Here is a 12,367-nt window from a genome sequence, read left to right on the forward strand (position 1 = left end):
TTTGCCGACATCTAAGCCCTTGCCCGTGGAGAAGGTGGTGAGCGGTGACCTGCTAGGCGCGTTTCAGGCCATTCCGAGCGGAACTGGGGCGTTCACCCCCGGCGCCAAGGCGTCGACGATGGGCGCTTACGGCGACATTCGTGAGCTCTTTAGAACTCGCCTTCGTTCACTCTTGGCTCGGCCGCGCTGCAGGAGTGCGGCTTGGGGCCTTCGCATCGGTGAGCGCCTGCCAGCCCGCGAGAAACAGGGCTGCTGCCATGGGTCCGACGACGATGCCGCTCAACCCGACGGCTTCGATACCGCCCAGCGTGGTCACCAGAACGAGCCAGTCAGGCACGCCAGTGTCCCGTCCCACGAGGAGAGGGCGAAGAATGTTGTCGGCGAGCCCGATTACGATCACGCCCGAGCCGACGACGACGCCAGCTTGCCAGTATGCGCCCGTCGCGAGCAGATAGAGCGCGACGGGACCCCAAACGATCGTTGGCCCGATCGCAGGCAACAGCGCGGCGATGGCCATGAGCACACCCCATAACAAGGCGGCCGGCAATCCGACGATGGCGAAGGTGACGGCGCCAAGCGCGCCTTGGGCCACGGCGACCAGTCCCGATCCCTTGATCGTCGCTCTGGCGACTGCGACAAACCTTTCCGCCAGAAGTGGGGCAAAACCGTCGTCGAGGGGTAGCGCTTTTACGATTGCGGGTCCGATCTTGCGACCGTCGCGCAACAGGAAGAAGGTGACGTAGAGACCGACGCCGAACGTCAGCAGGAAGGCAGCGGCATTGGCGCCGATCGAGAATGCGCGGCGAGCGATGACGCTCACGCTCTCTGTAAGGGCTTGGGACAGTCGTTGTTGGGCACGCTCGAAGCTACCAAAACCCCAGGTATCGACCAGGTTTCGGAGGCGATCGGGTAAGGCGTCATGCACCTGTCGAAAATACTGGCCGAAGTCGATCTGGCCCGAGCGCATCTGTTGATACACGCCGGCTGCCTGGTCGACGACCATGCTGCTCACCACCAAGAGCGGGATTACGACGGCGACCGTTAGGATCAACATGGTCAAGCCGGCCGCACGGCTTTCGCGATCCGGCCATTTTTGCAGGAGCCGCTCAAATATGGGCTGGAAGAGGATAGCGGTGAGCGTTGCCCACAATAGTGCGCCAAGAAATCCCGAAACGACCACGATCAGGCCGATGGTTATCAACGCGAGAAACAGGATCATCCCGCCGCGTTCAATTCCCGCTTTGGTCGGCATCATGGCTTGCAATCCTGTTGAAGGCCTCGCGGATGGATCACCGCGTTACGAGGCCAGATATGAGGTTCGTCTGGTGGAAACGCGCCGCGTGGACATTTGCTCACCTAGGCTTTCGCGTCACAAGCGCATCGTCAGATTGGCAGGCGCGCGTTCAAGCACGAACGAAAGATCGAGAGAGCGGCGGGATCATGTCACTCCCTCGTTTCCCGGCGAGATCCCCGCTTATCCGGACGTCTCGACGTGAATCACAGCTTACTTAGAATTGAAGGCTAACCGACGCCCGCAGTGAGTGATAATCAAAATCGGGGTCAGAGGGGCGGATGTTCGTGCCGCCCGACGTGATAAGGAAGGGGCTGGCAGGCTGGCGGCACGCAGGTGATCGCTTGCAATTTAGAGCCGATCAATCACATTTGGGAGCTACCCCGGGTCAAAACAACATTTTGGAGTCGAAACTGTCTTCTTCGGAGCGCCAAAGCTGACGTCAGCTTCTAAATTAGCTGGGACTGGACGGAGAGGCCATCATTAGTGACGCTGTCGCCTTCGCACTTCCCACGACGCCGGGAATGCCGGCTCCAGGATGTGTGCCAGCTCCTACGAGAAAGAGATTGCGGAAGTGATCGTCTCGGTTGTGACCACGGAACCACGCACTTTGCGTCAATATTGGCTCAAGACTAAAGGCGCTTCCCAGATGAGCGCCGAGATCCGCGGAAAAATCAAGCGGCGTATAATGAAAACATGTATCGAGGCGTTGGTCGAGATCAGGTATCAGGAGGTCTCTCACCCGCCCGAGTACGACGCTTCGATAGCGCGCGCCTTCTCTTTCCCAGTCGATCTGCTCGGCACCGAGATGGGGCACGGGAGCAAGAGCATAAAATGCCGACTTTCCTGAAGGAGCCATATCGGGGTCGCTGGCGCTAGGGTGATGGAGATATATCGAGGGGTCTTCGGGGAGCCGGCCTCGATCGTAGATATCTTCGAGGAGCGGACCGTACCTGTCTGAGAATAGAATGGAATGATGTGCGATGCCTGGAAAGGTCCCATTCAATCCAAAATGTACCACAAAGAGGCTCGGCGAAAACCGCTTGCGCTTGAGGCCAACGACTTTGCGCCTCGCGTAGTCGCTCTCGCCGATCATGGCGTAGGTTCCAACCAAATCGGCATTGCTGGCGACCATAGTTGCCGCCAGATGCACACCGGCTTCCGTGATGACGCCAGTCACCCTTCGACCAGAGTGGGTAATCTTACCCACTTTCTCCCCCAGGAACAGCATCCCGCCCAGCCTCTGGAACAGCGCGACCATGGCATCGATCAGGGCATTGGTGCCGCCCTTGGCGAACCATACGCCACCGAGCTTCTCCAATTGATGGATCAGCGCGTAGATACTGCTTGTCCGCATGGGATTTCCGCCCACCAGCAGCGTGTGAAAAGACAGGATCTGCCGCAGCTGTTCGTTTTGGACGAAGCTGGCGACAACGGAATAGACCGAGCGCCAAGCCTTGTGGCGCGCGAGTGCGGGGGCAGCCTTGATCATGCTCGTAAAGTTGAGAAACGGGACGGCGCCCAACTTGACGTAGCCTTCCTCGTAGACGGCTTTGGAATACTCCAGGAAACGCGCGTAGCCCTCGATGTCGGACGAATCCAGCTTGGCGATTTCCGCATCGAGTAGACCCTCGTCATTGGAATAATCGAACTGTGTGCCATCATTCCAGATCATCCGGTAGAATGGATCGACAGGCAGCAGCGTCACGTCATCCGCCATGTTGTTCCCCGACAGGGACCAAAGCTCTTCCAGGCATGCCGGGTCGGTGATCACCGTCGGCCCTGCATCGAAGGTGTAGCCGTCGTGCTTCCAGGCATAGGCGCGGCCGCCCGGCCGATCGCGCGCCTCCACGACAGTCGTTGCTATGCCCGCGCTTTGGAGCCTGATGGCAAGAGCTAGTCCGCCAAACCCTGAGCCGATGACAATGGCGGAAGACTTCGACGACATGGGAATGTTGCCTTGCAAAGAGTGATCTTGACCTCAGCGGTATGCGAAGACCTGACCAGAACAACCTGTCCCAAAGGGTGGATGGAAATCCGCGCCGGGATCGGCAGTTTGGCAAGTGAGAGGAGACCGAAATGGCTGACGCAGCCCCAAATTCGTCGTTGTTGCAGCCAATCGGCGAGGAACGGCGCGTCCTTCTGGCAAATCCCCGTGGTTTCTGCGCGGGCGTCGAACGCGCCATTTCTGTCGTGGAAGCGGCGCTCGACAGGTTCGGTCCTCCGGTATTCGTGCGTCGAGCCATCGTTCACAACCGAGAGGTAGTCGAGCGACTTGAACGTCGCGGCGCGATCTTCGTGGCTGAGATCGGTGAAGTACCTGAGGGCGCGATAGCGATCTTATCCGCGCACGGCAGTGCGCGTTCGGTCAAAGTCGCAGGACAAGCCCGAAACCTTCGGCTGGTCGATGCAATTTGCCCGCTCGTGGCGAAGGTCCACGCCGAAGTCGAAAACTGGTATCGTGCTGGTCGGCACATTCTTCTCATCGGCCATCAAGGTCATCCGGAAATCGTCGGAACCATCGGGCAAGTCCCTGCTGGCGCCATTTCAGTCGTCGCGAGCCCTGCCGATCTCGAAGTTCTCGACCTCGCCGCAAACAGCGCCGTCGCCTACGCCGTGCAAACGACTTTTGCGACTCACGACGCAGAAGAGATGATCGCGGCGATAAAGGCGCGGTTCGCCGATTGCGTGGGGCCGCGAACAAGCGACATCTGTTACGCCACGACCAACCGGCAAAGAGCGGTGGAGGCGATGGCTGCGCAATGCGACGTCGTCATTGTCGCAGGAGACGTGACCTCATCGAACGCTCAGCGTCTCGTAGAGGTCGCACGTGCAGCGGGATGCCCAGAAGCCTTTCTGGTCGCCGTTGCTGCAGAAGTGCCTTTCGAACGCATCGCGAAGGCGACAACCATAGGATTGACGGCGGCAGCCTCGACCCCGGACTGGATCGTCGAGGCGATCAGCACCTCCCTCCGCAGCAGAGGCTATTCGCTGGTCGAGGTTCCTGGTGTCCAGGAGACCACGCGATTCAAACCGGTCTCTCTCGAAACAATCGATCGCGCATCGTTCCCAACGGCGCTGAGCGACCGCATCGAGGTCGTTCGCCGCGACGTCGATGCCGTTCTCGGCGCAGCGATAGGCACCTCGACGACGCGCAGCCGCCGACTTGCAGAAGCTATGCGGTACGCGTGCCTTGGTGGAGGAAAGCGTTTCCGCACCCTGCTGGTCGTCGCCGTAGCCGATCTGATCGGTGGCTCCTACGCGCAGGCCTTGCGTATCGGAGCCGCGATAGAGTGCGTTCACGCCCAATCCCTGATCCACGACGACTTGCCTTGCATGGACAACGACGACTTGCGGCGTGGTCGACCGACGCTCCACCGCAAGTTCGACGAAGCGACCGCGTTGCTTGCTGGCGATGCTCTGCTGGCGCTCGCATTCGAGATTCTGGCGGATCCCTTGTCCCATCCGGACGGTGCCACCCGCGCCGAGCTTGTGCTCGCGCTGACGCGGGCTGTCGGTCAGGACGGTCTGGCGGGGGGGCAGATGATGGATCTCTACCCTCCGGCCGAGCCGACCGCAGCGGACCTATTCGCTTGCGAGGCGCGCAAGACCGGCGCCCTCATTCGTTATGCAGTCCAGGCTGCGACGATGCTGGGACCATGTAGCGCTGACGAGCAGGACCGGCTTTTACAGTTTGCGGAGAATCTCGGTCTCGTGTTCCAGATCCGTGACGACATTTTGGACAGAATCGGCGATCCGGCCGCCGTCGGCAAGGGGCTCCGCAAGGACGAGTCCAGCGGACGCAAAAGCGCAACGGTGATCATGGGGCTGACCGGCGCAGAGCAAGAGGCTAGCCGTCTGAAGAATGCTTGCCATGAGGCCTTGGCGGTGTTCGGATCGAAAGCGTCACCGCTGCGCGATCTTGCCAAGTTTGCGGTAGAGCGAGTGCATTGAAGTCGCGCCAGGCGACCTAGTATCCAGCTTCAATCGCGACCCGTATGGCGTCCGCAACGGTTCGAATGCCAAGCGAGCGAAGCATGGCGGCCCGGTGCATCTTTATCGTGCGTTCGGTCAGTCCGAGGTCGAAGGCGATCTGCTTGTTGAGCCTTCCGTTTGCCATAGCTTCCAGGATTTGTCGCTGTCGCCCGGTCAGCTGTCCAATCCGCTGCCGGGCGCGCTCGTGCCGGCTGCTGCCAGTATCTACGATCGCCATCTGCGATCCGAGAAAATAGGTGAGCTCGCCGTCGTCGTCGAATAGGGGAGCGACCATGACCGCATTGCGAAACGGAGCGCCGTCCTTTCGGTAGTTGATCAGCTCGACCATGACCGGCCGAATTGCGACTATGGCCTCGCGCAGCATCGCTGTCTGCGCCGGCTCTGTGCGCTCGCCGCGCAGGAAGCGGCAATTGCGGCCGAGAATTTCTTCTCGATTGTAGCCCGTAAGCTCGAGAAAAGCCTCGTTGCAAGCGACGATCGGATTGTCCGCACGCCGGGGATCGCTGACCACAGCCGCAACCGTACTATGGGAAATCAGGTAATCCGGATTCATAGTCCGAAGGGCCGCCTCTCTCGCACTTCACGTATGGTCATATCGCAGACTGCTTTCGCCACGCCTAGACCAATCCGCGGCGACGCCTGTTGCAGGCCTCGACGTTCCGGACTGTTGGGCGAGGGAATGATGATAAACGTCAGGCAGGAGGATTTACTGCCGCCGGCGGAAGCGGTGGGCGAGCAGGTTCCTGGCGAGGTCCAAGACGCGATCCGGACACTTTTGCGCTGGGCAGGCGACGACCCAGACCGAGAAGGCCTTTTCGATACACCAGAGCGCGTCGGCCGAGCCTGGCGCGACTATTGCTCGGGATACCGAGAAGATCCATCGGTCCATCTGCAAGCCGCCTTTGGCGAAGTGGGGGGCTACAACGAGATTGTGGTACTGCGCGATATTCCCTTCCAGTCGCGCTGCGAGCATCATCTTGCACCCATCGTCGGCACGGCCTCGATAGCCTATCTCCCGGCCGATCGCATCATCGGCATCTCTGAGCTCGCCCAAGTGCTTCACCGATATGCACGCCGTTTGCAATTCCAGGAGCGGCTGACTGCGGAAGTCGCTCAATGCCTTTGGTCTAGTCTGAGGCCGCAGGGCATTGCGGTAGTCGTCAAGGCGAGTCACGGCTGCATGACCAGTCGGGGCGTCCGCACTCTGAACGTGAATATGGTAACCAGCAAGCTGCTGGGGTGTTTCAAGGACGATGCGATAAGCCGGAACACCGCACTGGCAATCCTTGGCATTGGTACCTCGAAGTGACACGAGTTGGGATCGTAGGGGCCGGGATATCCGGTCTCGCTTGCGCGCAGCGCTTGTCGGACCACGGGATCGACGTCAGCCTTGTCGACAAAGGTAATCGTCCCGGTGGACGCCTGGCCAGCGTCACTATCGACGACATGGCGTGGGACATCGGGGCACCACATTTCACCGCAAGGCAGCCTGAGTTTTTCGAGCAAGCCGAACGTTGGCGCAATGCCGGTTGGACAGCATCATGGTCAAACGGACCCAGCGCCGCCTATGTCGGTGTGCCGTCTATGGCAGCGCTCGTGACTCGCCAATGCGAGTTCCTGGATGCTCGGTTCGGCGCATTGGTCCAGCGGATCGAACGCGAGGATGAAAGCTGGTACATGACCGGGAGCGATTTTCGCGAGGGACCTTTCGCAGCCATGGTTATCGCCGTGCCCGCCGAGCAAGCCGCGACGCTCCTCTCCTTGCATGATCTGGAATGGGCCGGCGATGTCGCGGCCGTGCGATCAACCCCCTGCTGGTCGGTCATGGCCGCCTTCACGGCTCCTGTCGCAAGCCGGGAAAGCGTTCTCGCCTGTGATGGTGTCCTAGCAAGCGCCGTCCGGAACAGTTCCAAGCCCGGGCGCGGTGCGGCCGAATGCTGGGTGCTGCAGGCGAGCGCTCAATGGTCGCGTGCCAATCTTGAGTTGCCTCGCGAAGACGTGGCAAAATTGCTACTGGAGGAGTTTGGCAACGAACTTGAATATCCGATGCCGGGCATCATTTTTGCCAAGGCTCACCGATGGCGCTTTGCACTGCCTTTCGGTCTGTACGGGTCATCCCGTTGGAATCACGATCAGCGTCTTGGGGCTTGCGGCGACTGGTGTACCGGCCCGACAGTCGAGGAGGCCTGGCTGTCTGGTAACGATCTCGGACGACAAATTGTGGCATGCTTTCAGGCTATTGCGGCGCAGACCTGAGATACGCCCAAGTTTTCGGGTCAGGCGGCATGGAAAGCGAGGCCGACCTTGTACGGGACGCGGGTAAGGTAGATGGTGGTGAGCCGACGATGGGCGGGATGCGACCGCGACAAGTGTATTGCTGGTCTGCTGAGGAACATACTCGAGGTGGAAACGAAGAGGTGAAGGCGCAGGTGGCAAGATGAAAGTCTAAGGCTTCGCAATTTCGACCGGTCGCCTTCACGCTCTGGTCGATCACTGGTGTCGCGATTGTTCAACAGTGATCAGCCAGCCTTCATCGCTGCTAGGGATATCGCGTCGCCCAGTCATTTGGGTAGGGGGCAGTCCATGCGGGAGGGCGAACCCATGCCGTTCCACGGGGCGCAAACCCTGCCTCAAGAGTGCCGACGCGCTTAAGCGCATCCTGCGCCGCCGCTTGCCGGCACGAAGGCGCCAGGCTGTCGCCTGTCGGGCTTTCACCCAATTTATCGCAAAGAAAACGTGCCGTCAGATTGACGCGGTGACGAAGTTCGTCTCGACCAGCCGATGTGCTAAGGTCGAGGTCCGCATAGCTGACTGCCTGCGAGGCGGTCTGAGCGCTCTCCGGGACGCGACCATAGCGGCCACTTACAATAATTTCTTCAGAGGTTCCTTGTGCGATAGCCAGGGAGGGCAGAGCTGTCGCGGATACGACCAGACCAAGAGCGGCCATCAGGCTTGTTGTTTTCATCTCATCCTCTCAATCGCCCCAGCGCTCCCAGAACGGGCGGGATCGGAATTGGTTTCTGAAGCGCACTGTTCGCCGGCACAGCACCCGACGAACCGGATGAAACTTCTCCGTGAATGTGAGCATTCATCGGGGTTTGCGAGGACTGCGCAATGCGCCCGCGCGGATATCTCCAAATCCGAGGTATCGTTCCGTTGCACCAACCTAACCGAGGTTAGATTCGTCGTGTGAGGCAGGGGTCTTCCGGGGCTGACGATATGAACGCTATTCGATTTGATCTACATGCCCTCAACGGTGTGCAAAGCGATGAGAGCAATGATGCGCCAGCCAGGCAGACCATTGCGCTGGCCTGGATAGCAGCGCGCAAGGCTCGCGACCGCGTTTTTGCCTCTCCGCTTTTTCACAACCCTGCGTGGGATATCTTGCTCGAATTGTACGTTCATCGCACCAGCAGCAAAACATGCGTTTTCCAGGTCTGCGCCGGGTCGAGCTCCCCGCCTACGACCGTGCTGCGTTGGATCGGTGTTTTGCAGTCTGAGGGGTTAATCGAACGCTGCCGCGACGAGAAAGATCGGCGCCGCAGCCTTCTAAAACTGAGCTTGCTTGGCCTGACGAAAATGGAAGAGGCGTTGGATGCCGCTACCGAGGGCGACAGGCGACTAGGGCTCGGACGCTTACGCCTCGTAGACTAGACCAAACGCGGGACTGCAGTCGAGCTGCCTTCCATCCAGCCGCCTTTCGTAAACTTGTAAAAGGCGGCCGTTCGTGACGGGACAGCGCAGCCCCTTGCAGCACTTGCGGACAAGGCACCGTATGGGCGGCAAGGTCGCGGGGGTTATGCGGCCCAACGCTTTGCGAGATGCGGTGAAGGCAAGAGACTGTCGGGCCTTGGGATAGTCGGTGGCGGATCGAATACCCCGTTCGCGAGATATCGCAGCGCGTTCATGATACCGGCGTGCGAAAAGGGCTTGGCTATCACGCCGTGGGCGCCAGAGAAGTCTTCGGGGATCATCGCGACATTGGCAGTCACGAAAACTATGAGTGCTTCGGGCCATCTGCGCTTGATGACCTCACACACCTCGAGGCCGTTTGAGCCATCCGCAAGGTGGATGTCGACGAAAGCCAGCTGTGGATCGACCTCTTGCGGAAGCGCTTCGACTTCCTGCAAGCTAGCGGCCTCTGCTACTACACGATGGCCGGAGTCTTCGATCATCGCTTCAATGTCCATCACCAGCAACATTTCGTCCTCGACAACAAGTACTTCCATCGTCTTCGTCATGTAGAGAACTCGCTGCGAGGAAACGTGATGGTGACGCAAGTTCCTGGGGTGTTGTTACTCCACACCGCCTGAGCATGAGCTTGGCGAGCCAATCGCGTGATGAGTGCCATGCCTATGCTCTTTGTTCGCTTGGTCGAAGGCAGCCCGGGGCCATCATCGCATATCTTGATGACCCCTCGCGTCTCGTCGGCCTCGACGGAGAGATGGAGGTAGCCCGGTCTTTCGTCAGAGAAAGCGTGCTTGAGGGCGTTGGTCACAATTTCATTTAGAATGAGGCCGAGTGCGGATGCGTGAGCCGCGGCGACGAACAACGGCCTGGCGTCAAGCCGCAGATCGATGTTGGTCCGGCCGCTGGAGCCGACCACGTCCGTGACGAGGCTGGTCGCAAAGCTGCCGATGTCAAAACGTGTGATGTCCTTGGATTGATAGAGCTGGCGATGGACGATCGCCAATGCATCCACGCGCTCCAGCATCGAATCCAGTTTTGCCATGATCTCTGGATCGTCGATGGTGCGAACCTGCAACCGCAGCAGCGATCCGATCATGGTGAGATTGTTCTTCACCCTGTGATCGACTTCGTGAAGCAGAATGGTCTTAGCCTCAAGCGCTGCCTGGAGATCCGCTGTCCGCCGTTCGACCTCTCGTTCGACGAGGGCCTTCTGGTCGTTGACGGTCTGATGCGCCTCAATGCGCTCGGTAACGTCCAACTGGGACGCAAAGAAAAACCGGACGATGCCGTCCTTGTCACGCACTGGTGACAGATAGAGTGCGTTCCAGAACGTCGACCCATCCTTGCGATAGTTGAGAAGGTCGACTGCGATGTCGTGACCCCGGCTGATGGCTTCACGCACCAGTGCGACCTCGGACATGTCCGTATCAGGTCCTTGGAGAAAGCGGCAGTTGCGGCCGACAATTTCCTCCCGCGAGTAGCCCGTCAGCTCCTGAAACGCCTCGTTGCAGAAGACGATTGGATTATCGTCCAGGCCCGGATTGGTGATCACCATGGGCATTCTCGTCGCCCGCACCGCGGCTGCGAACGGGTCTCCCCTGCCGTGCTCGTATTCGAGCGCGTCGGTCAGGTGCCAGTCGTCGCGTTGTTTCAAGAGTTCCTCCAGCGATTAGCCGGAGGCTTCGCACGGGATTTCAAACGCACGTTCACTCGATCGGGTTCCAGCGGGCCAAAGGCGTTGGCCAACTCGGTGACCTGTTTGCCTCTGACCACTGCCTTAGGCAGACAGGATGGCAAAGCCGGCTCTACGATTTATTGACGTCAAGACGAAGTGCGGCGAGTGGAAGCCCGCCGCTTTTCGGTCTCAGACGTCAGAGTTTGCGGTGCGGAATGGTCGGAGCTGCAACCAGCAAGTCGAGGTTAGCATTCCGTTGATGATGACGTGAAACCTCGCCTGTATGGACACCGAAGCCTCGAATTAGCCGTCGGGACACCTGCTGCGATGTTTCGATAGTGTGCTTTGCATCGGCGTATCTGAGAAGCGAAACGCAGTATGTTATGAGTAGGGTAGGACTAGAGGTCGGCAACGGCCTGAGCGTTGTCATTGAGATACGCAACGACACTATTGTTGATTACACACCGGCCGGCGGCGCACCATCATGCAACACGGCGAAGCGCCGCTTCAGATAGTCGGACGGGAAGCGCCACTTCGATTGGAAGACTGGCATGTCCTCTAACATAGCGGGCATAAAAATGCCTTGTATTGCATCGTCGAGACGTTCCAGCCGTCTCGACTTTTGCCGCCTTTTCGAAAAACGGCTATGGACGTCGATCCGGAACGTTTCAATCGTTCGGGCATTTGCACGCGATGATCACCATCGGGCGGCGGACGAAGGTCGCTATAGTCACCGGCATCGTCGTCTTGGGTACCGTTTTCGCAGGTATCGCTGTCTTTCCGGCTGCATGGCTGAAAGGCATCGCTGAACGAAAGCTGGGCGAGCAGATTGGCAGGCCCGTCACCATTCGCTCGGTCCGTCGCGAAATCGCCTTTTCGTTCACCCCAGTCTTTCAGGTCAGAGGATTGGAGATTCCGCAGGCAAAGTGGGCAGGGCCTGGCAAGCTCGCGTCTATCGATGCCCTTCGGATTCGCATTGCCATGTTACCTGCCATCGTTGGGAAGCTAGATGCAGAACTGCTTTCGGCCGACGGCGTGAAGTTGGACTTCGTGCGCGATGCGAGCCGACGCGTGAACTGGCGCGATGGCGATCCTAAGGGCGGCGGGCAAGGCGGGGGGATTTCGCTGTCTGCGATCGAAAGGGTCGAGGCTGATGTGCGCTATCGGGACGATTTGCAGCATCGCTCGATGTCGCTAGCCGTCACGATAAATCCCCAGCGCGGGCTGCTCGCGACGGGCCACGGCGAGATAGACGGAAATCCTGTCCGCCTATTTTTGCAGGGGCCGATCAAGGCGAAGAATGAACCTTGGTCATTCGAGGCGAACATCGTGGGCCCCGCCATCGACATGCGGATGAAAGGATCAACCGCTGGACCCTTGAACGCTTCCGACATGGCCCTGAAGGTCTCGGCGCGCGCTAACGATTTAAAGCTCATTGATCGGGTGATCGAAGCGGGCCTCTTGGGTACCCAGCCGGTCAATGTCGCGGCGGACGTCACACATCGAAGCAGGCGTTGGACCATTCGAAGTTTGGCGGGAACGATCGGTAGCAGCCAGATCAGCGGAAACCTGAGCGTCGACAAAAACAGCGGCCGATCGGAACTCGACGGCGACCTGCGCTTCGCGCGCCTGGACTTCGCGGATCTGTCAACCGATGCGGGGCAGGCAAAAGCCGCGGCCATTGTCCGCGCCGAAGGCCCTAAGATCGTTCCGGA

At 59.6% G+C, this 12,367-nt stretch carries 11 protein-coding genes; 5 read left to right on the forward strand and 6 right to left on the reverse strand.

Annotated features, from left to right (window positions below):
* Positions 1–166: 166 nt before the first annotated feature.
* Both WG901_RS23570 and WG901_RS23575 read right to left on the reverse strand, forming a co-directional pair.
* Positions 167–1,252 carry an AI-2E family transporter gene (locus tag WG901_RS23570; protein WP_339589599.1) on the reverse strand — a complete coding sequence of 362 codons (1,086 nt, stop codon included), beginning with the start codon at positions 1,250–1,252 and terminating at the stop codon, positions 167–169.
* 493 nt (positions 1,253–1,745) lie between these two features.
* The gene (locus WG901_RS23575; protein ID WP_339589589.1) at positions 1,746–3,239 is read right to left on the reverse strand and encodes a phytoene desaturase; all 1,494 of its coding nucleotides are present in this window, start codon (positions 3,237–3,239) and stop codon (positions 1,746–1,748) included.
* Positions 3,240–3,370: 131 nt separating this feature from the next.
* On the opposite strand from WG901_RS23575, the gene ispH reads away from it, so the two are divergent.
* Positions 3,371–5,245 carry a 4-hydroxy-3-methylbut-2-enyl diphosphate reductase gene (gene ispH, locus WG901_RS23580; RefSeq protein WP_339589590.1) on the forward strand — a complete coding sequence of 625 codons (1,875 nt, stop codon included), beginning with the start codon at positions 3,371–3,373 and terminating at the stop codon, positions 5,243–5,245.
* 16 nt (positions 5,246–5,261) lie between these two features.
* On the opposite strand, the gene WG901_RS23585 is transcribed toward ispH, so the two are convergent.
* The gene (locus WG901_RS23585) at positions 5,262–5,840 is read right to left on the reverse strand and encodes a PAS domain-containing protein (protein WP_339589591.1); all 579 of its coding nucleotides are present in this window, start codon (positions 5,838–5,840) and stop codon (positions 5,262–5,264) included.
* A 126-nt stretch (positions 5,841–5,966) separates the two neighbouring features.
* Here WG901_RS23585 and folE point away from each other — a divergent pair, with 126 nt between their 5' ends.
* A complete protein-coding gene (gene folE / locus WG901_RS23590) occupies positions 5,967–6,596 on the forward strand; it encodes a GTP cyclohydrolase I FolE (RefSeq protein WP_339589592.1) in 630 nt (209 codons plus the stop codon).
* A complete protein-coding gene (locus tag WG901_RS23595) occupies positions 6,593–7,543 on the forward strand; it encodes an NAD(P)/FAD-dependent oxidoreductase (protein ID WP_339589593.1) in 951 nt (316 codons plus the stop codon). The genes folE and WG901_RS23595 overlap by 4 nt, the downstream gene beginning before the upstream one ends.
* Before the next feature lie 283 nt (positions 7,544–7,826).
* Here the strand turns inward: WG901_RS23595 and WG901_RS23820 are convergent, their stop codons facing one another.
* Positions 7,827–8,252, reverse strand: coding sequence for a UrcA family protein (locus WG901_RS23820; protein WP_417603993.1), 426 nt, complete (start codon positions 8,250–8,252; stop codon positions 7,827–7,829).
* A gap of 254 nt (positions 8,253–8,506) precedes the next feature.
* Here WG901_RS23820 and WG901_RS23600 point away from each other — a divergent pair, with 254 nt between their 5' ends.
* Entirely contained in the window at positions 8,507–8,941 is a 435-nt protein-coding gene (locus tag WG901_RS23600) for a hypothetical protein (RefSeq protein WP_339589594.1), read from the forward strand.
* Between the two features lie 143 nt (positions 8,942–9,084).
* Here the strand turns inward: WG901_RS23600 and WG901_RS23605 are convergent, their stop codons facing one another.
* Together WG901_RS23605 and WG901_RS23610 are read right to left on the reverse strand one after the other, a co-directional pair.
* Positions 9,085–9,528 (reverse strand): response regulator, encoded by a 444-nt coding sequence (locus WG901_RS23605; RefSeq protein WP_339589595.1) that lies wholly within the window; start codon positions 9,526–9,528, stop codon positions 9,085–9,087.
* The gene (locus tag WG901_RS23610; RefSeq protein ID WP_339589596.1) at positions 9,525–10,631 is read right to left on the reverse strand and encodes a histidine kinase dimerization/phosphoacceptor domain -containing protein; all 1,107 of its coding nucleotides are present in this window, start codon (positions 10,629–10,631) and stop codon (positions 9,525–9,527) included. Before WG901_RS23610 ends, WG901_RS23605 begins: the two co-directional genes overlap by 4 nt.
* A gap of 609 nt (positions 10,632–11,240) precedes the next feature.
* Here WG901_RS23610 and WG901_RS23615 point away from each other — a divergent pair.
* Positions 11,241–12,367, forward strand: a 1,127-nt coding sequence (locus WG901_RS23615; RefSeq protein ID WP_465263058.1) for an AsmA family protein, incomplete at its 3' end; no start/stop codon positions are given.

It is taken from the genome of Novosphingobium anseongense (assembly GCF_037482895.1).
In the GTDB taxonomy this organism is placed as follows: domain Bacteria; phylum Pseudomonadota; class Alphaproteobacteria; order Sphingomonadales; family Sphingomonadaceae; genus Novosphingobium; species Novosphingobium anseongense.

What these genes read in the sequence shown, in the direction of transcription:
- WG901_RS23820 (WP_417603993.1), bottom strand. Translation starts at nt 8,252, where the DNA reads ATGAAAACAACAAGCCTGATGGCCGCTCTTGGTCTGGTCGTATCCGCG.
- ispH (WP_339589590.1), top strand. Translation starts at nt 3,371, where the DNA reads ATGGCTGACGCAGCCCCAAATTCGTCGTTGTTGCAGCCAATCGGCGAG.
- WG901_RS23575 (WP_339589589.1), bottom strand. Translation starts at nt 3,239, where the DNA reads ATGTCGTCGAAGTCTTCCGCCATTGTCATCGGCTCAGGGTTTGGCGGA.
- folE (WP_339589592.1), top strand. Translation starts at nt 5,967, where the DNA reads ATGATGATAAACGTCAGGCAGGAGGATTTACTGCCGCCGGCGGAAGCG.
- WG901_RS23585 (WP_339589591.1), bottom strand. Translation starts at nt 5,840, where the DNA reads ATGAATCCGGATTACCTGATTTCCCATAGTACGGTTGCGGCTGTGGTC.
- WG901_RS23570 (WP_339589599.1), bottom strand. Translation starts at nt 1,252, where the DNA reads ATGCCGACCAAAGCGGGAATTGAACGCGGCGGGATGATCCTGTTTCTC.
- WG901_RS23600 (WP_339589594.1), top strand. Translation starts at nt 8,507, where the DNA reads ATGAACGCTATTCGATTTGATCTACATGCCCTCAACGGTGTGCAAAGC.
- WG901_RS23605 (WP_339589595.1), bottom strand. Translation starts at nt 9,528, where the DNA reads ATGACGAAGACGATGGAAGTACTTGTTGTCGAGGACGAAATGTTGCTG.